Source organism: Pseudomonas guariconensis (assembly GCF_040822035.1).
GTDB lineage: Bacteria > Pseudomonadota > Gammaproteobacteria > Pseudomonadales > Pseudomonadaceae > Aquipseudomonas > Aquipseudomonas guariconensis.
On sequence record NZ_CP162012.1, the window covers coordinates 1623305 to 1646123 of the forward strand.

25 protein-coding genes are annotated in these 22819 nt (G+C 62.9%); 18 read left to right on the forward strand and 7 right to left on the reverse strand.

Going from position 1 to position 22819, the window contains the following annotated elements; genetic code table 11:
* Complete coding sequence (locus AB1N67_RS07380; protein WP_070577156.1) at positions 1 to 396, forward strand: DUF2802 domain-containing protein; 396 nt, start codon at positions 1 to 3, stop codon at positions 394 to 396.
* 16 nt (positions 397 to 412) lie between these two features.
* Here AB1N67_RS07380 and AB1N67_RS07385 read toward each other — a convergent pair whose 3' ends face one another.
* The 3 genes from AB1N67_RS07385 to AB1N67_RS07395 all read right to left on the reverse strand — a co-directional run bounded on the left by AB1N67_RS07385 (position 413) and on the right by AB1N67_RS07395 (position 5584).
* Complete coding sequence (locus AB1N67_RS07385; RefSeq protein WP_367863634.1) at positions 413 to 3154, reverse strand: dermonecrotic toxin domain-containing protein; 2742 nt, start codon at positions 3152 to 3154, stop codon at positions 413 to 415.
* A gap of 529 nt (positions 3155 to 3683) precedes the next feature.
* Entirely contained in the window at positions 3684 to 4022 is a 339-nt protein-coding gene (locus tag AB1N67_RS07390; RefSeq protein WP_090345503.1) for an EscU/YscU/HrcU family type III secretion system export apparatus switch protein, read from the reverse strand.
* Positions 4019 to 5584, reverse strand: a complete 1566-nt coding sequence (locus AB1N67_RS07395) for a flagellar hook-length control protein FliK (protein ID WP_090345504.1) — start codon at positions 5582 to 5584, stop codon at positions 4019 to 4021. Before AB1N67_RS07395 ends, AB1N67_RS07390 begins: the two co-directional genes overlap by 4 nt.
* Positions 5585 to 5766: 182 nt before the next feature.
* Here AB1N67_RS07395 and ccmA point away from each other — a divergent pair, with 182 nt between their 5' ends.
* The 15 genes from ccmA to AB1N67_RS07470 all read left to right on the forward strand — a co-directional run bounded on the left by ccmA (position 5767) and on the right by AB1N67_RS07470 (position 16339).
* Positions 5767 to 6399: a cytochrome c biogenesis heme-transporting ATPase CcmA gene (gene ccmA / locus AB1N67_RS07400; protein ID WP_090345506.1), complete on the forward strand. Its 633-nt coding sequence runs from the start codon at positions 5767 to 5769 to the stop codon at positions 6397 to 6399.
* Entirely contained in the window at positions 6396 to 7064 is a 669-nt protein-coding gene (gene ccmB, locus AB1N67_RS07405; protein WP_043212857.1) for a heme exporter protein CcmB, read from the forward strand. Before ccmA ends, ccmB begins: the two co-directional genes overlap by 4 nt.
* Positions 7065 to 7110: 46 nt before the next feature.
* Complete coding sequence (locus AB1N67_RS07410) at positions 7111 to 7875, forward strand: heme ABC transporter permease (RefSeq protein ID WP_043212831.1); 765 nt, start codon at positions 7111 to 7113, stop codon at positions 7873 to 7875.
* Complete coding sequence (gene ccmD / locus AB1N67_RS07415) at positions 7875 to 8051, forward strand: heme exporter protein CcmD (protein ID WP_043212833.1); 177 nt, start codon at positions 7875 to 7877, stop codon at positions 8049 to 8051. Before AB1N67_RS07410 ends, ccmD begins: the two co-directional genes overlap by 1 nt.
* Positions 8048 to 8503, forward strand: a complete 456-nt coding sequence (ccmE, locus tag AB1N67_RS07420) for a cytochrome c maturation protein CcmE (protein WP_090345508.1) — start codon at positions 8048 to 8050, stop codon at positions 8501 to 8503. The genes ccmD and ccmE overlap by 4 nt, the downstream gene beginning before the upstream one ends.
* Positions 8500 to 10488 (forward strand): heme lyase CcmF/NrfE family subunit, encoded by a 1989-nt coding sequence (locus AB1N67_RS07425; protein ID WP_043212837.1) that lies wholly within the window; start codon positions 8500 to 8502, stop codon positions 10486 to 10488. The genes ccmE and AB1N67_RS07425 overlap by 4 nt, the downstream gene beginning before the upstream one ends.
* Complete coding sequence (locus AB1N67_RS07430; protein ID WP_043212840.1) at positions 10485 to 11021, forward strand: DsbE family thiol:disulfide interchange protein; 537 nt, start codon at positions 10485 to 10487, stop codon at positions 11019 to 11021. Before AB1N67_RS07425 ends, AB1N67_RS07430 begins: the two co-directional genes overlap by 4 nt.
* Positions 11018 to 11494 (forward strand): cytochrome c-type biogenesis protein, encoded by a 477-nt coding sequence (locus AB1N67_RS07435; RefSeq protein WP_043212843.1) that lies wholly within the window; start codon positions 11018 to 11020, stop codon positions 11492 to 11494. Before AB1N67_RS07430 ends, AB1N67_RS07435 begins: the two co-directional genes overlap by 4 nt.
* Positions 11487 to 12680: a c-type cytochrome biogenesis protein CcmI gene (gene ccmI, locus AB1N67_RS07440; RefSeq protein ID WP_367863635.1), complete on the forward strand. Its 1194-nt coding sequence runs from the start codon at positions 11487 to 11489 to the stop codon at positions 12678 to 12680. The genes AB1N67_RS07435 and ccmI overlap by 8 nt, the downstream gene beginning before the upstream one ends.
* A gap of 13 nt (positions 12681 to 12693) precedes the next feature.
* On the forward strand, positions 12694 to 13113 hold the full coding sequence (locus AB1N67_RS07445) for a hypothetical protein (protein WP_043212847.1): 420 nt from the start codon (positions 12694 to 12696) through the stop codon (positions 13111 to 13113).
* A gap of 261 nt (positions 13114 to 13374) precedes the next feature.
* Entirely contained in the window at positions 13375 to 14163 is a 789-nt protein-coding gene (locus AB1N67_RS07450) for a PhzF family phenazine biosynthesis protein (RefSeq protein ID WP_367863636.1), read from the forward strand.
* 524 nt (positions 14164 to 14687) lie between these two features.
* Complete coding sequence (locus AB1N67_RS07455) at positions 14688 to 15095, forward strand: GFA family protein (RefSeq protein ID WP_043215631.1); 408 nt, start codon at positions 14688 to 14690, stop codon at positions 15093 to 15095.
* Between the two features lie 72 nt (positions 15096 to 15167).
* Complete coding sequence (locus AB1N67_RS07460; RefSeq protein ID WP_324723478.1) at positions 15168 to 15506, forward strand: FKBP-type peptidyl-prolyl cis-trans isomerase; 339 nt, start codon at positions 15168 to 15170, stop codon at positions 15504 to 15506.
* Between the two features lie 133 nt (positions 15507 to 15639).
* Positions 15640 to 16092, forward strand: a complete 453-nt coding sequence (locus AB1N67_RS07465) for a hypothetical protein (RefSeq protein WP_043215635.1) — start codon at positions 15640 to 15642, stop codon at positions 16090 to 16092.
* Between the two features lie 7 nt (positions 16093 to 16099).
* Entirely contained in the window at positions 16100 to 16339 is a 240-nt protein-coding gene (locus tag AB1N67_RS07470) for a hypothetical protein (protein WP_367863637.1), read from the forward strand.
* A gap of 105 nt (positions 16340 to 16444) precedes the next feature.
* Here the strand turns inward: AB1N67_RS07470 and AB1N67_RS07475 are convergent, their stop codons facing one another.
* The 3 genes from AB1N67_RS07475 to AB1N67_RS07485 all read right to left on the reverse strand — a co-directional run bounded on the left by AB1N67_RS07475 (position 16445) and on the right by AB1N67_RS07485 (position 19631).
* Positions 16445 to 17173, reverse strand: a complete 729-nt coding sequence (locus AB1N67_RS07475) for an aspartate/glutamate racemase family protein (protein WP_367863638.1) — start codon at positions 17171 to 17173, stop codon at positions 16445 to 16447.
* Positions 17174 to 17186: 13 nt separating this feature from the next.
* Entirely contained in the window at positions 17187 to 18722 is a 1536-nt protein-coding gene (locus AB1N67_RS07480) for an NCS1 family nucleobase:cation symporter-1 (RefSeq protein ID WP_102081318.1), read from the reverse strand.
* A 471-nt stretch (positions 18723 to 19193) separates the two neighbouring features.
* Positions 19194 to 19631: an Lrp/AsnC family transcriptional regulator gene (locus AB1N67_RS07485; protein WP_043215643.1), complete on the reverse strand. Its 438-nt coding sequence runs from the start codon at positions 19629 to 19631 to the stop codon at positions 19194 to 19196.
* 133 nt (positions 19632 to 19764) lie between these two features.
* Between AB1N67_RS07485 and AB1N67_RS07490 the strand changes: the two genes are divergently transcribed.
* Together AB1N67_RS07490 and AB1N67_RS07495 are read left to right on the forward strand one after the other, a co-directional pair.
* On the forward strand, positions 19765 to 20664 hold the full coding sequence (locus AB1N67_RS07490; RefSeq protein ID WP_367863639.1) for a DMT family transporter: 900 nt from the start codon (positions 19765 to 19767) through the stop codon (positions 20662 to 20664).
* Positions 20665 to 20813: 149 nt separating this feature from the next.
* Positions 20814 to 21740, forward strand: a complete 927-nt coding sequence (locus AB1N67_RS07495; RefSeq protein WP_043215647.1) for a class I SAM-dependent methyltransferase — start codon at positions 20814 to 20816, stop codon at positions 21738 to 21740.
* A gap of 71 nt (positions 21741 to 21811) precedes the next feature.
* Here AB1N67_RS07495 and AB1N67_RS07500 read toward each other — a convergent pair whose 3' ends face one another.
* Positions 21812 to 22810 (reverse strand): sulfate ABC transporter substrate-binding protein, encoded by a 999-nt coding sequence (locus tag AB1N67_RS07500; protein ID WP_043215648.1) that lies wholly within the window; start codon positions 22808 to 22810, stop codon positions 21812 to 21814.
* Positions 22811 to 22819: the final 9 nt, after the last annotated feature.

Below are 22819 nucleotides of genomic sequence, written 5' to 3' on the forward strand. Positions count from 1 at the left end.
TTGATTTTCGAGGCTGCTGTCGTTTTCCTGGCGCTGCTCTGGGCCCTGAGCCTGTGGTTCTTCCTCAACTACAGCAAGCGCCAGCGTGAGCTGGCGGCCCAGCAGGCCCAGGGCGATGCGCTGCGAGACCAGCGCATCAAGGACCTGGCCAAGCGTCTGGATGACTACCAGAACGGCACGGTGCGCATGGGCGAGGCGATCCATGAATTGCGCGCAGTGCTCGCGCCGTTGCCGGATAAACTCCAGCAACTGGAGCAGCGCGACCCCAACAGCGTGACGTTCACCCAGGCGGCCAAGCTGGTGGGCATGGGGGCCAGCATCGATGAGCTGACCCGCACCTGTGGCCTGACCCAAGCCGAGGCGGAGCTGATGAGCAAGCTGCACCGCGGCGAATGACGGGTCGCCTCGCGCTTCAGTCCCGCGCCCAGGATTTGTAGCTGCCGACCCGGGCAATTCGATTGAGCGGCAGCAGCGTGCGAAGTGCCTGCCGGTAGGCGTCCAGGTCGATGAAAGTGTCCGAATCCACGGGCATGCCATGCAGGTGCATGACTTGGCGCAGGGTGCGCAGCGCGGGTAGGCGCTGGTCGACCACCTCGGTGAGCAGCGCCGGCCCCGTGAGGTAACTGAGGCGCTCGGCATAGCGGTAGAAGCCGGCCGGGTCCTCGGCCAGGCTGGGCTTGCGGTCGTAGAAGTCCGGTTCGGCCAGGTAACGGGCACGCATTTCCTCGGAGATCGCCAGCAAGGTCGGATTGCCCGCGTGGCTGCCGATCAGGCTGTTGGCGTACAGGCAGTACATGCTCATCTTCTCATTGGCCATTGGCGGCGCGAGCAGCAGGCTTTCTCCTGTGGCCAGCAACTCCACCTGGTCGATCGACTCCCCAGGCTTGCCGTTGAGGGTGCGCGGTTCACCGGGCGCCAACAGGTAATCGTCCACGTCCATGTACAAGCCACCTTCCTGGTACAGCAACCAAAAGCGCAGGACGTCGCAGGCCGAGGCATAGTGGCGGGCCACGCCGGCGTTGCCGCCAATGGCCGCCTGGTACTGGGCGTAGTAGTTGCCCTGGCTGAACGTGTGGAAAAACGGCTGCTCTTCGAGGGGGACGACCTCAAGCCCTGGCGCGTGCTCGGCGAGCTGGCGCAGGTTCTGGGCATAGGCTGCGGGTGTCGCCTTCGACAGGTACAAGCGCAGTGTGTATCGGCTGTCGCGAAGACGGGCGGCGTTGCTCGCGAGGTTGGTCAACAGCATGGGCTCGATGACCTTGTCGCCTAGCCAGATGCACGAGACCTTCGCTGGTATAGGGCTGGCGCCGGCTCCAGGCCCCGATGGCAGCTCGACCGGCAGCGGCAGGTCGACACCAAGGGCGCGCAGGGTGGCGGTGCGCGTGGCGTTGCTGACTTCCCGCCCGGGGGCGACAGGCACCAGGTCCGTGCTGCCGGTGCGGGCGACATAGCGGACCGGATCGACCTCGTTGAGGCTGTCGAGCTTGACGAAGGCATCGTGCTTCATGTCATAGATCATCTGCGTGCGATGGCCGTCGATGCGTGCGCTCAACTGGTCTGGGCTGCTGCTGTAACGGGGTGTCCTGGTGACCGCTTCGATGATCGCCGGGTCGCCGTCGGGCAAGGCAGGGATCGGCGCGGGAATGTGAAAGTACGGCCCCACGTCCGTCTGCGGCAGGTGCGGTGGTTCGATCGGGCTCAGCGCGTAACCCCATCGCTCATTGATCCAGCTGGGGGTAACGAAGCCTTCACTTTTCACGCGAAACAGCTTCGCACCCCGGCTCAGCGCTTGCGAGGCCAGCGGCAATGCGTTGAACAGGCCATAGGTGAGGGTCTGCACGCCACTGGCCTGTTGCTCCTGGGTTCGGCCGTGGATGATCTGGTCAAGGCCCAGACCGAACTGGGCGACACCCCCCACGGCCAGCATTGGGGCAAGGCCTGGCATCACGAAGGTCAGCGGGGCCAGCAGGTTCATGGCGCAGGTCAGGTAGTCGCGCCAACGGGCTTTGCTCACCTCGTTATCGCTGGTGATGATGAAATCGGCATCGGCGTAGCTGCGTTGGCGCTGCTGTTCGCTGAGCGCGGTGAACAGGTCACCGGTGATGACGGGGCTGTAGTGGTCCGGGCGATAGTTGACGTATTCGCGCGGGGCCCAGTAGCCGCTGCGGGTGAAGCCGGCGCGTTGCGTCGAGAGGCGATACATCGAGGGGTAGGCGCCGAGGCCGGCGAGTGCGGTATCCAGGCCACTGAAACTGAGCCCATCCGGTGTGTCCTGGAGCGCGAAGAACTGCCTGAGCACCTGGCGTTTGGCTGCGTCCTTGCACTGATCGGCGAACCAATCCTGCATCAGGCCTTCGCTGGCGAACTCGAGCAGGGGCGCGCTGTTGCCTGGCATGTAGAGCAGGGTGAGGCCGCTGCGTGTATCACGAATGCATGGCAAGTGGCTCGCCACGTAGCCATAGACGTTCAGCAATCGCACCTGGGTCGAGTCTTTGGCGCACGCCAGCCCTGCCGCCTGCCAGGCCAGTTGACGCGCAGCGTCCGACAGGCTGCCTTCGGCCGCCTGTTTGTTGCAGGCGGCGATGAAGGCGATTTTCGCCGAGGTCCGGTGGCCTTCCAGGTGCGCGGACCAGTACCTGTCCAGCATCGCCCGGTAGCTGGCGTGGAAGTCCAGCGCCCAGATAAAACGTTCGAACGCCTCGGCTGGCAGCTGGATATGGGTGTCGCGGGAGTATTTCTGTGGCGTGGTCTGGCGAAACAGGCCGTTGTAGATGCCGTAGCCTGGGCCATTGGCAAGGGCGGAAGGCGGGTCCAGGTGATCGACGAGGGTGATGCGCTTGTCATCGGGGAAGGCGCCGGCCCATGGCGCGCCAAGGGCGGCGCCGATCAGGTCGTTCGCCGACTCGCCTTGCCAGTTCGACAGCACGGCCTGGGTGAGGGTCATTTTCTGGGTGACGACAGCGACCCGACCGATGCCCGGTCGCCATTGATGATGAAGCACCACCACATCGCAGCGATCGGGGTTCACATCCAGCCCGCGATCGCCAGCCCATTGGCGGATGGCTTGGGCTGCGGCGCGGTCGGGGCGCGGAACGTTGGCCAGGTGATCGCGCACAAATTGCACGCCGGCATCGTTTACATAAGAAGGGGTCATCGTAATGGCTCGCGTGGTTAGTCGAGGGGGCACGATGGCGTGGATGCGGGGGCCGGAGGGGGTAGTTAAATAGCGCCTGTTCGCCAAGGCGCATCGCTTGGCAAACGGGCCAGGCGCGGAGGCGTTCCTTCAAGGCCCGCGAGATGATTCGACACGTTGAAGGCCATGCACTGCCGGGGCGCGAGGTTGCGGTAGCGTCGCGCCTCGTCGAACCCTCACATCTGCCGTGCATCGTTGCTGTTGCAGTTCGTCATCTCGACGTTTTGCGTGCCGACGGCACTAATGCACTGGCCTTCGCCAAGCGCTGATTGCAGCAGCACCGGAATCTCCCGATTCAGGCTCGATTCGAGGGGGGGGGGCGAGTTCGGCCTCATAGGCGACCAGCAGGGTGCCGACGTTGCTGGTTTGGGGGGGCTGCGTTGCGGGCCGGGGATGACGGCCTCTGCCGATCTGCCAGATGAGTTACCCAGGACTTGGTCGTTTTCTGAGGACGTGTCGGTGAATGTGACTGCGCCACGCAGTGTGTGGCTCAGGCGCGCTCATTGGGCAGGCGCAAGCGCAAGGGCGTGATGTCGCGCTCGTCGGCGGGCTCGTCGTCAAAGCCCACCGGTACCTTGCCGCGCAATTGCCAGGCGAAGGCGATGATCTCGGCAATGGTCAGGTACAGTGCTTCGGGGATCTGTTCGCCCAGCTCCAGGCGCGCCAACAGGCGGACCAACTCGGCGTTCTCATAGATCGGCACCTCGTGTTCGCGAGCGATGGCGAGGATGGCCTCGGCCAACTCGTCGTCACCTTTGGCGCTGAGGGTGGGAGCCTGCTGGCCGTCGTAGGTCAGGGCAATGGCCTGGCGCGGTTGCTTGTCGGTCATGCGTTTTCGTCCACCCAACGTTGTTCCAGGCGCGTGCGTGCCCCCTGGGGCGGAATGCCCGGGTGACACTGCAGTTCGCCCACATCCAGGCCTCGGGCCACCAGGCGTTCGCGCAACTCGCCCAATTGGCGTTCGATCAACTGCGCAGTCTGCTGCTGCTCTGCCCACAGCTGCCCTGACAACCGGCCCTGGCTCAGTTGCGCCTGGACCTGCAGCGGGCCCAAGGGTGGCAGGTCGAATGCCAGCTCGATTCGCCACAGCGACTCCAGCGGATCGCGCTGACTGCGCTGCGAATCGGCCTGTTGCTCCGGGGTCTGCTCCTGCTGCAGCTTGACCTGCAGTGGAATGAACTCCTGGCCATGGCGGATGGGAATCTCGGTCTGCCAGGTGGTCTGCAGGTTGCCGTTCTCGGTGACACCGGTCTGCTGCAGGCTGGCCAGCTGATGGCTTTGCAAGCGCGAGATGGCGGCGGCGGCCAGACGCAGCAATTGTTGCAGGTCGCCTTCGGCTTCCAGGCTCTGGAGCAGGCGCGAGGGCAGGGGAAAGGTGCCAGGCTGGGGCCGTGGGCTATTTCTGTCGAGCATGCCCAGGGCGCTGCGGGCGATGGCCGGAAACGCCTGAGCCAGGGTGGCGGCGGTGGCGGGGCTGCTCAGCGCGCTGCTGGGCAGGTCGGGAAACGTTTGGGCCACCAGCCGGACCAGCTGTGCCTTGAGGTCCGGCACCAGGCCTGCACCGCCACCGCCGAGTAGCTTGGCCTCGAGGAACGCGCCACTGTTGCTCAATGCCTGGGCGAGGGTCTTGGCGTCGCCGAGCTGGCGGGCCTCGGGCAGGCTGGCCAGCAGACGTTCGGCGCTGGTCTTGAGCTCGTCATTGGCGCCAGGGTCGCGGGTGATCTGCTGCAGCGCATTGAGCAGACCCGATAACGAGGCTTGGCGACTTTGCTGGGTGCCGAGCTGTTGGGCGATCGCCAACTGGTCCTGACGGCCGCTCAGCGGCACGAAGCGCAACGACTGATCGCCTTGGACCTGCGCGCTGAGCAAGCTGCCCACCGGCAGGGGGCGTGGGCTGTCGACCGTCAGGGTGGCCCCGGCCTGGGCGCTGTTGAGCAGGCTGACCAGAGAGCGGAAGCTCGCCGCCTCGCCAGGTGCCACGGCCTGCGCCTGGCTAGTCAGCACCTTGCCTTGCAGCAGGGTGCCGACCGGTACTTTGTCGGTGTCCAGGCGAGTGAGGGTGGCGATGTTGTTGGCATTGGCTTGCTGCAGGAGCACCGTCAGGCGGTTGCTGTCAGTCTGGGCGACGGTCACTTGGCTGCCTTGAGGCAGGGGTTGGCTGGCGCTGGCCTGCAGTTGGGTCTGGGTGCCGTTGGCCAAGGTCAGGCGCAGCAGCAACTGGAAATCCTGGCCCACCTGGCGCAGAGAGAGCACATCGGCCCGGGCGGTCTCGCCTGGGGCCAGCAGGCCGGGCTGTGATTGCAGCAGACGCAGCAGCTCGCCGGTCATCGCAGCCTTGCCCGCCTGGAGTCCGAGCGTGGATTGTGCGCCGAGACTATTGATTTCAGTCATGATTGTATACAACCTGTCGGACCCGCCCTCTTGGCAGCGAGACGTCCCATGTAATAATGCCCGCCGTCCGCCACTGCCACTATAACGGCAGTGACCGGGGCGACTTGAGACACTGGGGTTCAGCGCGGGTTCGCGCGGACTACGGCGCGCGGCGCTGAACCCAACATTGATAAGGCGAAACCGTGACCCTTCATCTCCAAGCCGCGGGCCTGGCCTGCGAGCGTGACTGGCGATTGCTCTTCGAGCATCTGGACTTCCAGTTGCGGCCCGGTGACATGCTGCAGATCAGTGGCCCCAACGGCAGCGGCAAGACCAGCCTGCTGCGGTTGCTGGCCGGCCTGATGCAGCCTACCGCGGGTCGGATTCTGCTCAATGGCCAACCGTTGGCCGAGCAGCGCCATGCGCTGGCCAGCATCTTGCTGTGGATCGGCCATGCCGCCGGGATCAAAGACCTGCTCACCGCCGAAGAGAATCTCGCCTGGCTGTGCGCACTGCATCAGCCGGCCAGTGCCCGGGCCATCTGGCAGGCGCTGGAGGCCGTGGGGCTTCGAGGATTCGAAGATGTGCCTTGCCATACGTTGTCCGCCGGCCAGCAGCGCCGCGTGGCCTTGGCGCGGCTGTATCTGGACAGCCCCCCGTTGTGGATCCTCGACGAACCCTTCACCGCTCTGGACAAGCAAGGTGTGGCGCAACTGGAGGCCCACCTGGCGGCCCATTGCGAGCAAGGTGGCACGGTGGTGCTGACCACCCATCACAACCTCGAGCGCAAGCCATCGGGTTATCGAGAACTGAACCTGGGGCAGTGGGCGGCATGAGTGTATTCATCCTGTTGTTGCGCCGCGAGGCGCGTCTGTTGTGCCGCCGCCCGGCGGAGCTGGCCAACCCGTTGGTGTTCTTTGCGATAGTCGTCGCCTTGTTCCCTCTGGCGGTCGGTCCTGAGACACAATTGTTGCAAACCTTGTCGCCAGGCTTGGTCTGGGTCGCGGCATTGCTGGCCGTATTGCTGTCGCTGGACGGGCTGTTTCGCAGCGACTTCGAGGACGGCTCGCTGGAGCAGTGGGTGCTGTCGCCGCATCCGCTGGCACTGCTGGTGTTGGCCAAGGTGCTGGCACACTGGATCTTTTCCGGGCTGGCGCTGGTATTGTTGGCGCCATTGCTTGCCTTGATGTTGGGGCTGCCAGCTGGCTGCCTGCCGGTGCTGCTGGGGTCGCTGCTACTGGGAACCCCGGTGCTGAGCCTGCTGGGCGCGGTGGGGGCGGCACTGACTGTGGGCCTCAAGCGTGGCGGCCTGCTGTTGGCATTGTTGATCCTGCCGCTGTATATCCCGGTATTGATCCTGGGCAGTGGCGCCTTGCAGGCAGCATTGCAGAATATGCCGGCGACCGGCCATCTGCTTTGGCTGGCCAGCCTGACGGCCCTGGCGGTGACACTGGCACCTTTTGCGATCGCGGCTGGCCTGAAGATCAGCGTCGGCGAATAACGAGTCCCGGGCTTCCAAGCCCGGCAAATACCGTGGATGTACCTTGATGAAGATAAGCTGGACGTGGTTCCACAAGTTGGGCTCCCCCAAATGGTTCTATGCCATCAGTGGCCGCATGCTGCCTTGGCTGAGCGGGTGCGCCATTCTCCTGCTGCTGGTCGGCGTCATCTGGGGCCTGGCCTTCGCCCCGCAGGATTACCAGCAGGGCAACAGCTTCCGGATCATCTACATCCACGTCCCCGCCGCCATGCTGGCCCAGTCCTGCTATGTGTTGTTGGCGGTGGCTGGCGTGGTGGGGCTGGTGTGGAAGATGAAACTGGCTGATGTGGCCGTGCAGTGCGCAGCGCCCATCGGTGCCTGGATGACGGCCGTGGCGCTGGTCACCGGGGCGATCTGGGGCAAGCCGACCTGGGGCAGTTGGTGGGTCTGGGATGCCCGACTGACCTCCATGCTCATCCTGCTGTTTTTGTACTTCGGCATCATCGCCCTGGGCCAGGCGATCAGCAATCGTGACAGCGCGGCCAAGGCTTGCGCGGTTCTGGCGATCGTCGGTGTGGTGAACATCCCGATCATCAAGTACTCGGTGGAGTGGTGGAACACCCTGCACCAAGGCGCCACCTTCACCCTGACCGAGAAGCCGGCCATGCCTTCTGAAATGTGGCTGCCGCTGTTGCTCACGGCATTGGGTTTCTACTGCTTCTTTGGCGCTGTGCTGCTGCTGCGCATGCGCCTTGAAGTGCTCAAGCGCGAGGCGCGCGCCAGTTGGGTCAAGGAGGAAGTGTTGAACAGCCTGGGTCGGAGGGCCGCGTGATGAGCTTCGCTTCCTTCAATGATTTTTTGGCCATGGGGCACCATGGTCTGTACGTCTGGTCGGCTTACGGCATCTGCCTCGCGGTGCTGGCGCTCAATGTCGCCGCACCGCTGCTGGCTCGGCGTCGTTACCTGCAAGAAGAGGCGCGTCGTCTGCGCCGGGAGAACAACCAGTGAATCCTCAGCGCAAGAAACGCCTGTTCCTCATCCTGGGCCTGCTGGTCGGTGTCGCCATCGCCGTGGGCTTTGCGCTGAGCGCCCTGCAGCAGAACATCAACCTGTTCTACACCCCGACCCAGATCGCCAACGGCGAGGCGCCGCTGGACACGCGCATCCGTGCCGGCGGCATGGTCGAGAAAGGCTCGGTGCAGCGCTCCCCCGATTCGCTGGACGTGCGCTTCGTGGTCACCGACTTCAACAAGTCGGTGCCGATCACCTACCGTGGCATCCTGCCCGACCTGTTCCGTGAAGGCCAAGGCATTGTCGCCCTGGGCAAATTGAATGCCGACGGCGTGGTGGTGGCCGACGAGGTCCTGGCCAAGCATGACGAGAAATACATGCCGCCGGAGGTCACCAAGGCCCTGAAAGAAAGCGGCCAGGCCGCGACCGGCACGGAGCCCAAGCCATGAACGCGGCATTGGTCATCCCGGAGCTGGGGCAATTGTCGATGATCCTGGCGATTTGCTTCGCGGGGGTCCAGGCCAGCGTACCGCTGCTTGGCGCCTGGCGCGGCGACAGTCTATGGATGAGCCTGGCGCGGCCTGCGGCCTGGGGGCAGTTCGCCTTCCTGGCCTTCGCCTTTGCCTGCCTGACTCACGCCTTCATGACCGACAACTTCTCGGTCGCCTATGTGGCCAGCAACTCCAACAGCGCCTTGCCCTGGTACTACAAGTTCAGTGCGGTGTGGGGCGCCCACGAAGGTTCGCTGTTGCTCTGGGCCCTGATCCTCGGCGGCTGGACCTTCGCCGTTTCGGTGTTCTCGCGCCAGTTGCCGCAAGTCATGCTGGCTCGGGTGCTCGCGGTGATGGGCATGATCAGCGTGGGCTTCCTGTCGTTCCTGATCGTCACCTCCAACCCATTCGAGCGCCTGCTGCCGCAGGTGCCCACGGACGGACGCGACCTCAACCCGTTGCTGCAGGACTTCGGCCTGATCGTTCACCCGCCGATGCTGTACATGGGTTACGTGGGCTTCTCGGTGGCCTTCGCCTTCGCCATCGCCGCACTGCTCGGTGGCCGCCTGGACGCGGCCTGGGCGCGCTGGTCGCGGCCTTGGACCATCGTCGCCTGGGCCTTCCTGGGCGTGGGGATCACCCTGGGCTCCTGGTGGGCCTACTACGAGTTGGGCTGGGGCGGCTGGTGGTTCTGGGATCCGGTGGAAAACGCCTCCTTCATGCCATGGCTGGTGGGCACGGCACTGATCCATTCGCTGGCCGTCACCGAAAAGCGTGGGGTGTTCAAGAGCTGGACGGTACTGCTGGCCATCGCCGCGTTCTCGCTCAGCCTGCTGGGTACCTTCCTGGTGCGCTCCGGGGTGCTGACCTCGGTGCATGCCTTCGCCGCCGACCCTTCGCGCGGTGTATTCATCCTCATCTTCCTGCTCTTCGTGGTAGGTGGTTCGCTGGCCCTGTTCGCGTTTCGAGCGCCTGTGGTCAAGAGCCAGGTGGGCTTTGCCCTGTGGTCGCGGGAAACACTGTTGCTGGCCAACAACTTGGTGTTGGTCGTGGCCGCCTCGATGATTCTGCTCGGTACGCTCTACCCTCTGGTGCTCGATGCCTTGACCGGCGCCAAGCTGTCGGTCGGTCCGCCTTACTTCGATGCGTTGTTCCTGCCGCTGATGGCATTGCTGATGGTGGTGCTGGGCATCGGCGTGGTGGTGCGCTGGAAAGACACCCCCGGCAAGTGGCTTGTGGGCATGATGACTCCGGTGTTGATCGGCAGCGCTATCCTGGCACCGGTCGCGGGCTTGATCGTCGACGATTTCGAATGGCCTGCCTTGAGCGCCTTCGCCCTGGCCGCCTGGGTGGTGCTTGCCGGTGTTCGCGACATCTTCGACAAGACCCGCCACAAGGGCCTGGCCAAAGGGCTGCGCGGCCTCTCGCGCAGCTACTGGGGCATGCAGCTGGCGCACCTGGGCCTGGCGGTTTGCGCTTTGGGCGTGGTGCTGGCGAGCAGCAACAGTGCTGAGCGCGACCTGCGCATGGCCCCCGGCGAAAGCGTGGAACTGGGTGGCTATCACTTCCTGTTCGAGGGGGCCAAGCATTTCGAAGGGCCGAACTTCATTTCCGACAAGGGCACTGTCCGGGTAAGCCGTGATGGCCGCGAGGTGACCGTGCTGCATCCGGAGAAGCGCCTGTATACGGTGCAGCAATCGATGATGACCGAGGCCGGTATCGATGCCGGTTTCACCCGCGATCTGTATGTCGCCCTCGGCGAGCCCCTGGACAACGGGGCCTGGGCGGTGCGGGTGCATATCAAGCCTTATGTCCGCTGGATCTGGCTGGGCGGTCTGCTGACCGCGCTGGGCGGATTCCTGGCGGCTCTCGACCGACGCTATCGCGTCAAGGTCAAGGCCCGGGTGCGTGATGTCCTGGGCATGTCTGGAGCGACTGCATGAAGCGTTGGATCATGGTGTTGCCACTGGCGGTGTTCCTGCTGGTGGCGGTCTTTCTCTACAAGGGGCTGTTCCTCAAGCCCGACGAACTGCCTTCGGCGATGATCGGCAAGCCCTTCCCGGCGTTCTCCCTGGCTTCGGTGCAGGGCGATCGTACGCTGACCCCCGCGGACCTGCAGGGGCGCCCAGCGCTGGTCAACGTCTGGGCGACCTGGTGCCCCTCGTGCAAGGTCGAGCACCCGTACCTGAACCAGCTGGCCGAGCAGGGCGTGGTGATCCACGGCGTCAACTACAAGGACGACAACGCCGCGGCGTTGAAGTGGCTGGCGGATTTCCACAATCCCTACCAGTTGAACATCCGTGACGAGCAGGGCAGCCTCGGTCTGGACCTGGGCGTGTATGGCGCACCGGAAACCTTCCTGATCGATGCCAAGGGCATCATCCGCTACAAGCATGTGGGCGTGGTCGATGCCACCGTGTGGCGCGAGCAACTGGCGCCGCTGTACCAGGGGCTGGTCGATGAGGCTCAGCCATGAAGCGCTGGCTTGCTGCTGCCGTACTGGGGTTGAGTCTGACGGGCGTGGCCAAGGCTGCCATCGATACGTATCAGTTTCGTGATGACGCCGAACGTGAGCGTTACCAACAGCTGACCAAGGAACTGCGCTGCCCCAAGTGCCAGAACCAGGACATCGCCGATTCCAATGCACCGATTGCCGCCGACCTGCGCCGAGAAATCTTCCGCATGCTCGGCGAAGGCAAGAGCAACCAGCAGATCGTCGACTTCATGGTCGACCGCTACGGTGATTTCGTGCGCTACAAGCCAGCGCTCACCGGGCGTACCTGGCTGCTCTGGTTCGGCCCGGGGATTCTCCTGGTCGGTGGCTTCGTGGTGCTGGCGTTGATCGTGCGTCGTCGCCGAAATACTGTGGCAAACCCTTGCGCGCAGCTGTCCGCCGAGGAACGCGAGCGCCTCGCCAAACTGCTGGATAAAGAACAGACCCATGACTGAATTCTGGCTTAGCGCGGGCCTGCTGTTGCTCGCGGCCCTGGCTTTTCTGCTGATCCCTATCCTGCGTGGCCGGCGTCGGCAGCAGGAGGAAGACCGTACTGCCCTCAACGTCGCCTTATACCAGGAGCGTGTGGCAGAACTGGCTGCCCAGCAGCAAGCCGGTGTACTCGACAACGACCAGTTGGCCAAGGGCCGCGACGAGGCGGCCCGTGAGCTGTTGGCCGACACCGAGGGCGCCGAGGCGCCACGTCAGGGCCACTTGGGCAAGACCTTGCCGCTGCTTGCGGCGGTGCTGGTGCCGGTGCTGGGCCTGGGCCTCTATTTGCATTTCGGCGCTGCGGACAAGGTCGAGCTGACCCAGGAGTTCGCCCAGGCGCCGCAATCGATGGAAGAAATGACTGCGCGCCTGGAGCGCGCCGTGCAAGCCCAGCCGGACTCGGCCGAAGGTCTGTACTTCCTCGCTCGGGCCTACATGGCCGAGCAGCGTCCCGCCGATGCGGCTCGTACCTTCGAGCGAGCCGTGACGCTCGCAGGGCGACAGCCCGAGCTGCTCGGGCAGTGGGCACAGGCCCTGTACTTTGCCGCCAACAAACAATGGAGCCCGCAGGTACAGGCCCTGACCGACGAAGCGCTCCAGGCGGACCCCAAGGAGGTGACCAGCCTTGGACTGCGTGGCATCGCGGCGTTCGAGGGCGAGTGCTATCAGGAGGCGATCGATTACTGGCAACGTCTGTTGGCCCAACTGCCCGAAGGCGACGCGTCGCGCGCAGCCTTGCAGGGGGGGATCGACCGCGCCGCCGAACGCCTCAAGGCTGCAGGGGGCACCCTGGCCGCCGCGCCTGAGGCTGCACGCCTGAAGGTGCGGGTGGCCCTGGCGGATGCGCTCAAGGACAAGGTCAGGCCAGACGACACGGTGTTCATCTTCGCCCGGGCCAGCAATGGCCCACCCATGCCTTTGGCCGCCAAGCGCGTGACGGTTGCCCAGCTGCCAGTGGAAGTGGAGCTTTCCGACGCGGATGCGATGATGCCGCAGATGAAACTGTCGGACTTCGCGCAAGTCCAACTCGTTGCACGCGTATCGCGCGCCGGACAACCGACCCGAGGCGAGTGGATCGGCCAGAGCTCGCCGCTGCCCAACCGAACCCAGGGCACCCAACAACTGACCATCGACAGCCCAGATCCTTAAGAGAGCGATTCAAATGAACAGCACTGTGCGCTTGACCCTGATCACCCTGGCATTGGGTCTTTCCGCGTGTACGGTGCAGCCGCCGAGCCAGGAGCGCTTGCCGCCGATAGAGGCCCCTCATCCCCGCCAGGGGCCAGCGGTCAAACCGTTGCCAGGGGGGCAGCCGGGCACCCAGCCGAGCAAGCCCGCCGCCACGCCCAAAGCAATGCCGCGTACCTCTGCCAGCTTCGCCCCGCCACCAGGCGGGGCCAGCCATTGGGACCCGCGCATGGGTGTCTATGTCCTGGAGAACAAGACCAATACCTTCTATCGCCAGCGCACCTACTACCGCTGGAACAACGGCTGGAGCTGGTCGCTCAGCCCTGATGGACCCTGGCAGGAAACCGACAGCAGTGGTGTGCCAGGCGGTCTGGGACGCGCCTTCGCTCAGTAGTTCATCCGACCGTTACAGTACAGTTTTGATCCTATCTTTCCATTGACTGTACTGGTGGGTTGCCACGCATAATCCCAGCTCACCGTTGAGCTGGGGGGCGTTCGAGCCCGACTGTCCTGTCGGACGCGTGGCGCGGCTATCGCCATTTTCCTGCCCCCGCTTGCAAACATTCTTTGCCGCTCGGCACTCACTGGCGCTTTTGCGTTCCTGAACGTTTTCCAGAACTCGCCCAGCCAGGTGCTGGGCTTTAGGAGTCTTTGCATGCAATTCGAAATTTTCCAGGTCGACGCGTTCTCCGCCACGCCGTTCGGCGGCAACCCAGCGGCAGTCGTCCCGCTGGAAACCTGGCTGCCCGACGAAACACTCAAGCGTATCGCCGCGGAGAACAACCTTTCCGAAACGGCTTACTTCGTGCGTAACGGCGAGGCATTCGACCTGCGGTGGTTCACCCCGACCGTGGAGGTGAACCTATGCGGGCATGCGACCTTGGCAACGGCGTGGGTGTTGTTCGAGCAGTTGGGGGAGCAGGCCGAGGTGCTGCGGTTCAATACCCGCAGCGGCGAACTGCGCGTCAGTCGAGGTGCCGATGGGCTGCTGGCGATGGATTTTCCGGCCAAGCAGCCGGTAGCGGTTGATATTCCTCAAGCGTTGCTCGAGGCGCTAGGGCTGACCAGTGCCCGGGCGTTGTATCGCACTAACGACTATGTGCTGGTGATCGACGATGCCGAGCTGCTCGGCACGCTGACGCCGGATTTCGTTGCGCTTTCGGCGTTTGACGTGCGAGGAATTGCGGTGACAGCACCCGGAGGTGGGTTTGATTTCGTTACCCGTTGGTTCGGCCCTCGGGTTGGGGTCAATGAAGACCCGGTGACAGGGTCGGCGCATACATCGCTGGCGCCTTACTGGTCCGAGCGGCTGGGCAAGCGCCGGTTGGTGTGCGAGCAGGGCGGGGCGCGTAAGGGGCAACTGGAATGTGAAGTGCCAGGGAATGGGCGGGTGATCATCAGTGGGCGGGGGGCTTTGTACCTGCGTGGGGTCATCTTTGTCTGAGTGGGTTGTGGGGTGAGCCTTTAAGCCTATTCGCGGGTAAATCGGGACGCCGAATAGGCCGGAACAAACACCAAAACAATTAACTTGTTTACCGTTGCCGTTGCCGTTGCCGTTGCCGTTGCCGTTGCCGTTGCCGTTGCTTTTGATGCGCGTCGGTTCAGTCACCACCCATCGCGACCTCAGAAGGCCGAGTGGAGGTGTCTGTAGGGGCAGGCGCGCAGCGCCCTTCGGCGGTAGCCGAAGACGCGAGATGGAGGCTGGCGTAGCCAGCCGGAGGCCGCGGAGCCCCGCAAGACACCGCAGCGAGGGGACCCCGGAGCGCAGCGCAGGGGCCGGATGTGGGAGCCAGCGGTTTTTGCCTACTTTTGCCCAAGAGCAAAAGTAGGTCGCCGTAAAGGCGAAAAGCGCCGGTGGCGCCCCCACCAAACCCGGATATTCACACAGCCTGAAAGCCCAAGCCCAAGCCCAAGCCCAAATAGAATCACCACCTATACTTCCCAGTCCCAAATGCAAGGAGCCTCACCATGACCCTGGAAAAACAAGGCACCTGCCTCTGCGGCGAAACCCACCTGAAAGTGACCGTCGACAACACCCACATCAGCGCCTGCCACTGCAGCATGTGCCGCAAGTGGACCGGCGGCCCGCTACTGGTCGTCCATTGCAGCCACCCTCCAACGATCGAAGGCCGCACGCCAAGCGTCTACGACTCTTCCGACTGGGCCCAGCGTGGTTTTTGTGGCCGGTGCGGCACACATCTGTACTACCGCCTCAAAGCCAACGATTTCTATGCCATCCCGGTAGGCCTGTTGGATGGCGAAGAAGCCTGGGCTTTCGACTTGCAGATTTTCATCGAGCAGAAACCCGCCTGGTACTGCTTCGCCAACCAGACCAAGGAATTGACCGGCCAGGAGGCATTCGAGCAACTTGGCTAGCGCATCAAGCCTTGCCAAAGTGGCACATTCCTGAGAAAAGGGCGGCCACAAATCCGCTTCAAGGAAACAGCCATGAGCAGCGAACTGCAAATCATCGATATCCAGGAAGGCTACGGCAAGGCTGTGGTCAAGGGCGCGCTGATCACCACCCAGTACACCGGCTGGCTGGCCGATGGCAGCGAGTTCGACTCCTCCTGGACGCGGGGTAAGCCGTTCCAGTGCGTTATTGGCACCGGCCGCGTCATCAAAGGCTGGGACCAGGGCCTAATGGGCATGCGTGTCGGCGGCAAGCGCAAGCTGATAGTGCCGGCGCACCTGGGTTATGGCGAGCGCAACGTGGGTTCGATCCCGCCCCATTCGGACTTGACGTTCGAAATCGAGTTGCTGGAAGTATTGACGCGCGATGACTGAGTCATCCGCGTCTTACCCGCGTTGCAGGTGAGGAAAAGTCATCCGGTAAACAACGAAACGACGGGTATTGCTCGCTCCACCGGCAAGGCACCTTCTGCGTTCGAGCGATGACTTTGAACGCTAAGGTGGGCACATGCAATTCACGAACATTCATCAAATGATCGGCTATCGGGGTGTGGTCTTTGACGTTCTGGAGTTTGAGGTGATGCGACGTTCTCAATTCGGGGCGCTTTACTTCGACGTGGCACGACAGGTAAACGATCGCATCATCGAAAGAGTAATAAAGGTCTATGACCGTATGCAGGCAAGGGAACGTCCCTGCCTTCTGAAAGTTTCGATTTCAAAGCCTCTGAACCGTGATCAATGCGACGCACTCAATGCTCAGCGCTGGACGTTAACCAGCTTGATCCCGGGCACAGCCCGACGTCAGCGGACCGCTGTGGCAGCCAAAATCAATGTCCCCGCTATTGTCGCTGAACGATTGCGGCACTATCACGTGGGAGACAGATTGATTGGTATCGATGCCAGCGTTCACGGCGGTCTCGGGCCTCGGCAGTTGTCCACCTCAATGATCCTCAAGCATTGAGCCTCCAATGCACGAAAATGCATTTTCTCTTGTATCGATGTTCGTGGCGGCGTTCTTCATCGACCAGCGGCTAAAAGCGCCCAGGTTGCGCAAATGGTTGGGCGTCGCCGTATTCATGGGAGGGCTGTCCAGCCTCTTCTATATACATCTCGAGACGTTTTGCGGCATTGACCTCATGCTATGCAAGATTTTTGCAATGATCATGGGGATGTGTCTTTTCTGGCGTCGAGATCAGCACATGAAGTGATGTGCCTGGCCGGCTGGAATCCACCTTTGCTGGTCGGTAATGCCCAAGCTCGCTTCCACACTTGCAATGGCGCAGGTGTGGAAGCGACAGCCGTCCAGTGACCGCTTAACGTCCGAACATCATCGGCCAACCCACGACTTTCTTCGCTCGGGGTGTCGCATAAGTGCGTACTTTCGAGGTGCTCAAGCCCAGCCTCACCAGGGATTCGGCGATGCTCACCGCTGTACTGACCCCATCTACTACCGGTACCCCCGTACATTGACGGATCTGTTCATCGAGCCCGGCCATGCCGCCGCAGCCCAGGCAGATCACCTCGGCTTTGTCTTCACGCACGGCGCGTTCGGCCTGTTCGACGATCGCTTGCACGGCACGCTGCGGGTCGGCTTCCAGGTCCAGCACGGCAAGGCCACTGGCGCGTACCGAGGCGCAGCGGTCGTACAGCCCGGAGAGCTTGAGGCGGTCCTCGATCAGCGGCACGGTGCGGTCCAGGGTGGTGACCACCGAATATTTGTGGCCCAGGTACATGGCGGTGCTGGCGGCGGCGTCGGTGATGTCCACGACCGGTACGTCGAGCAGTTCCTGCAGGCCTTCGCGGCCATGCTCGCCATAGCCGGCCTGGATTACGGCATCGTAGGGTTGATCGAAATTGAGCACCCGGTCCATCACGGCGATAGCGGCGAGATAGCTCTCGAAGTTGCCTTCCACGGACTCCGCGCCGAACCAAGGCGTGAGGCCGACGATTTCGGTGCCTGGGGAGGCCACACTGCGAGCTTGCTCGGCGATGGCGTCAGTGATGGCGGTGGTGGTGTTGACGTTGGCAATCAGAATGCGCATGGAGATTTCCCTATCAATGGCTGCTGTGGTCGACGGCGATGGCTTCACCGCTGACGTCGAGGTACTGGCGGTTGCGCGGGGCGACCAGCAGGTAGAGGGTGGCTGCGGTGCCGGCACCGATCAGCCAGGAGAACGGCGCGACGCTGTGGAAGTGGGGCACCAGTGCCAGCACGATGGCCAACAGGGCTGCCGGCAGGAAGGCCGCGACGGCGCGCAGGTTGATGCCCCGCGTGTAGAAGTAGGCCCCCGCGGGATTCTCGCTGTAGAGCTCGGGTACATTGACCTGGCCTTTTCGCAGCAGCCAGTAGTCCGCCATGATCACGCCATACAAGGGGCCGAGCAGGGCGCCCAGACCTGACAGGAAGTACACGATCACCAGCGGGCTGTTGTAGAGGTTCCAAGGCAGGATCAGCACCGCCAGGGTGGCGCTGATCAAGCCGGCGCGGCGGAAGTTCAGATGGCGTGGCGCCAGGTTGCTCAGCACGAAGGCCGGGGCGACGAAGTTGGCCATGATGTTCACCGCCACGGTGACGATCAGGAAGGCCAGGCAGCCGAGAACCAGGAAAGCTGTGCTGGGGATGGAGGCGACGATCTGGGTGGGGCTGTCGATGACCTGGCCGTTGATCTGGAACTGTGCGCCGCACAGCACCGCGGTGATGGTGGCGAACACCAGGATATTGACCGGTAGGCCCCAGAAATTGCCCACACGGATGGTCTTGCGGCATGGCGAGGAACGAGCGAAGTCGCAGAAGTTCAGCACCAGCGTGCCGTAGATGGCCAGCCATAGCGCGCCGCCGGCAAAGATGTTGCGCCACATCTCATAACCGGTCAGCGGTTCGGCCACCGACCAGGCGATGCGGGCATCGGCCTGGAAGTACATCCACCCGGCAAGGCTCGCCACGGTCAAGAGGATCACCGGGCCTGCGAAGGCCTCGTAGCGGCGCACCATCTCCATGCCGTAGGCAAGGATCACCAGTTGCACCAGCCAGATCGCCACGAAGCACACCCAGCCCAGGCTCGACAGGCCAAGAAGGCTGTTATCGTCGTAGGCCGCCAGCTGCGGCCACACGGCAGTGAGCAGTACGCGCAACACGACGGACGCCAAGTAGGTCTGGATACCGAACCAGGCGATGGCGATCACCGCCCGGATCAGCGCCGGTATCTGCGCGCCGTGGATGCCGAAGGCGATGCGACTGATCACCGGAAAGGGTACGCCGGTTTTCTGTCCCATGTACCCGGACAAGTTCATGAAGAAGTACACCAGCGCTGCGCCGATCGCCAGGGACAGAAGAATCTGCCAGCCGCCCAGGCCGAGGGCGAACAATCCCATGGCAAAGGAATAGTTGGCGATGTTGTGCACGTCATTGGTCCAAAGCGCGAAGATGCTGTAGCGGCCCCAGCGACGGCCCTCGATACGAGTAGGGGCGAGGTCTCTGTTATGCAGGCGCGGGCTGAGTTCAAGCGCCGGCGAATGGCCATTCAATGGAAGAGAGGGGGAGGCGGTGCTGGCAACGGATAGTTCAGGGGCTAGGTTGAGGCTGGTACTCATGCGTCAGGCTCCTGATGCGCGTGGACTGCGATGAGCGGGCAGCGCACGGGCTCGCCATCTCGTCGGTGCAGCGTTGGCATCACTGGGTTCTGGGCGCAACGGCCTGTTGTGTAAGGCAGGCGCTGCGAGTTCTTGTATGTATGTTTTGTCTGATTTGTATACAAAACATAGGCACACAAAAGCGAGTTCCATGCCAGGTAAAAACCAACTTTACGGGTATGGCCTTTTGCAACTTAACCCGCTGAAAGTTAAGTCGATGAATTAAGCGCAATATATGTTGACCAATTGAACAGGTTTTATTTCTCGTCGTCGCTGTTAGTTGATCGATTGGTCAGATTTTTAGGTGGGAAGTGTGTAGGGGAGTGAGTGGATGACGGACAAAAGTGCACACAAAAATGACACTTTAGGTGACATTCTTGTGTACAAATTATCGATCGATAAATGTCAATAACGCTTTTCGTAAATCCCACTTCAAGCCATTGGCGGCAGTCGGCGTTTAACCGGGGTTTTCTTGATGATCGCGGTATTGGTTTCCGCCAGCACATTGATGCGATCGAGCAGCGTGTCGAGTTGCTCCATTGACCTCACGTGCAAGCGTGCGATGAAGCAGTCTTCCCCGGTGACCTTGTCGCACTCGGTGAACTCGGGGATGGCAATGATCTGCCGCTCCACCTCCTGCAACTGACCCGGCAGCGGGCGGATCCGTACGATGGCTTGCAACTGGTAGCCGAAGCTGCGCGGATCCACCTCGACGGTGTAGCCGCGCAGTACACCACGTTCCTCCAGGCGCCGCAGGCGTTCGCTGACACTGGGGGCCGACAGGCCACTGACCTGGGCCAGGGCCTTGAGCGAGCGGCGGGAATCTTCCATCAGCGCGTTGATCAGCAGTTGGTCGATGTCATCGGTCATGGGTACCTCGTTAGGCGTTTTTTGTTTTCTGCCTTGATAGTAAAGGCAAGATGACGAAATCGCCTTTTTTATCCGCTGGATGGCACGCTAGGGCACTGGGCATACTGTGGCCATGTTCGACAGGAGGTGTGAGATGGACAATTCGTTGCGCCGCGGCTCGCTGGAAATGGTCGCCGCCATGCTGATTTCCGGGACCATCGGTTGGTTCGTGCTGGTGTCCGGTCAACCGGTGCTGGAAGTGGTGTTCTGGCGCTGCGTGTTCGGCGCCGTCACCCTGTTGCTGATCTGCGCTGCCATGGGCTTTCTCAAACCCGGTGTGTTGACTCGCGCTACCTTCCTGCTGGCGGTGGCCAGTGGCGTGACTATCGTGGGCAACTGGGTGCTGCTGTTCGCCTCCTACTCCAAGGCTTCGATCGCCATTGGTACGGCGGTCTACAACGTGCAGCCGTTCATGCTGGTCGGGCTGGCAGCGTTGTTCCTGGATGAAAAGATCACCCTACCCAAAATGACCTGGTTGAGCCTGGCCTTCCTCGGCATGCTGGCCATCGTCAGCGCCCATGGCAACGGCCAGGGTGGGGCGGGCGACTATCTGCTGGGCATCGTCCTGGCTTTGGGCGCGGCCTTTCTCTATGCCGTGGCCGCTTTGATCATCAAGCGCCTGAGCGGTACGCCGCCGCACCTGATCGCGCTGATTCAGGTGACCACGGGCATCCTGTTGCTGGCGCCGTGGGTCGGCGGTGAGGGGCTACCCGTTGAGACGTCGGCACTGGCCAGCCTGCTGACGCTGGGAGTCGTGCACACCGGCGTGATGTACGTGTTGCTGTACAGCGCTATCCAGCGCCTGCCTACCGCCCTGACCGGCGCGTTGTCGTTCATCTACCCGATCGCGGCGATCCTGGTCGACTGGGTGGCCTTCGATCATCGTCTGGCGCCGCTGCAGTGGCTGGGTGTGGCGGCGATTTTGCTGGCTGCAGCAGGGATGCAGCAGGGGTGGTGGTTCCGCTCGGGCAGGGTCGCGCTGAAGGGCCAATGATCGAAGGCTCCTGAACCACCGGGGGCGCTTTGCGCCCCCCGCGAAACAAGGCTGCTCCTAGCAACGCCTGCGTTGGGCCGCGTAGCAGCCTCAAAAGCCCAAGCGAGCGCTATTAGGTAGAATGCCTTCTTTTTGCTTGCGACCCGATCATGACCTCGCCGATCCCTACCCTCGAGCAGCACTTGCTCGCCGCCCTCGACCCCGCCCCGCAAGAGACCCGCCGCCTATTCCATGGTCGTGGCCGCTGCTGGCCGGGGCTTGAGCAGATCACGGTCGATTGGTTGGAAGGCGTGCTGCTGGTGGCGTTGTTCCGTGAGCCGCCCGAGGGCCAGCTGGCAGAATTGCAAGCGATGCTGCGCAGCCTCGCCGAGCGCCCGCAATGGACTGGCCAGGCCATCCTCATCCAGCACCGCTACCTGCCCGAGAGCCCTGGCCAATGGCTGCTGGGCGAGCCTTGCCAGCAACGGGTGGTGGTGGAAGACGGGCTCAAATACCTGCTCGACCTAGGGGTGCGCCAGAACAACGGACTGTTCCTGGACATGCGCTATGGCCGTCGCTGGGTGCGCCAGCAGGCCGCGGGCAAGCGAGTGCTCAACCTGTTCGCCTACACCTGTGGGTTCTCGGTGGCGGCGATCGCCGGCGGTGCGCAGCAGGTGGTCAACCTGGACATGGCCAAGGCCGCGTTGTCCCGGGGACGGGAGAACCACCGGCTCAATGATCATGACTCATCCCGCGTCGCGTACCTGGGCCATGAGTTGTTCAAATCCTGGGGCAAGGTGCGCAAGTACGGGCCCTATGACCTGATCATCATCGATCCGCCCACCTTCCAGAAAGGCAGTTTCGTACTGACCCAGGACTACGCCAAGATCCTGCGACGCTTGCCAGAGTTGTTGACGGAAGGGGGAACGGTGCTGGCCTGTGTCAATGATCCAGGCATCGGGCCGGGTTTCTTGATCGAGGGCATGGCCGAGCATGCGCCAGGGCTGGCATTCGTCGAGCGGCTAGACAACCCGCCGGAGTTTCCAGATGCGGATCCGGAAGGTGGGCTGAAGGCGCTGGTGTTCCGTCAGGCCTAAAGCAAGCTGCGCCGATCCTTTGTCGCGCAAACCACACCATGAAAAAGGGGGCTCCAGGCCCCCTTTTTCGCTTAATTGCTGGTGTAGATCTGGTCGAACACGCCGCCGTCGTTGAAGTGGGTCTTCTGCACGGTGCGCCAGTCACCGAAGGTCTTCTCCACCGACAGGAAGTCGACTTTCGGGAAGCGGTCGGTGTATTTGGCCAGGACAGTGGCATCACGCGGACGCAGGTAGTTCTGCGCAGCGATCTCCTGGGCCGCCGGCGACCACAGGTACTTGAGGTACTCCTCGGCTACGGCGCGTGACTTCTTGCGCTCGACGACTTTGTCGACCACGCTCACCGGCGGTTCGGCTTCGGCCGACACGCTCGGGTAGACCACTTCGAACTGGTCGCGGCCGAACTCGCGGGCGATCATCTCGGCTTCGTTCTCGAACGTCACCAGCACATCGCCGATCTGGTTGGTCATGAAGGTGGTGGTAGCGGCGCGGCCACCGGTATCGAGCACCGGAGCCTGCTTGAACAGCTTGCCGACGAAGTCGCGTGCCTTGGCTTCGTCGCCGCCCTGCTTGAGTACATAGCCCCAGGCGGAGAGGTAGGTGTAGCGGCCATTACCCGAGGTCTTGGGATTGGGTACGATCACCTGCACGCCGTCCTTGAGCAGGTCGGGCCAATCCTTCAGGGCCTTCGGGTTGCCTTTGCGCACGATGAACACGGTGGCGGAGGTGAAGGGCGCGCTGTTGTTCGGCAAGCGCGAAACCCAGTTGTCCGGCACCAGCTTGCCGTTGTCGGCCAGGGCGTTGATGTCTGTGGCCATGTTCATGGTGATGACATCGGCCGGCAGACCATCGATCACTGCCCGCGCCTGCTTGCTCGAGCCGCCGAAGGACATCTGTACGTTGACCTTCTCGTTGTGCTCGGCTTCCCAGTGCTTTTGGAACGCTTGGTTGTAGTCCTTGTAGAAGTCACGCATCACGTCATAGGAAACGTTCAGCAGGGTGGGAGCGGCCTGGGCCAGGTTGCCCAAGGCGAGTCCTGCGGCGAGCAGCGAGGCGGTGAAGAGCTTTTTCACGAAGCTATC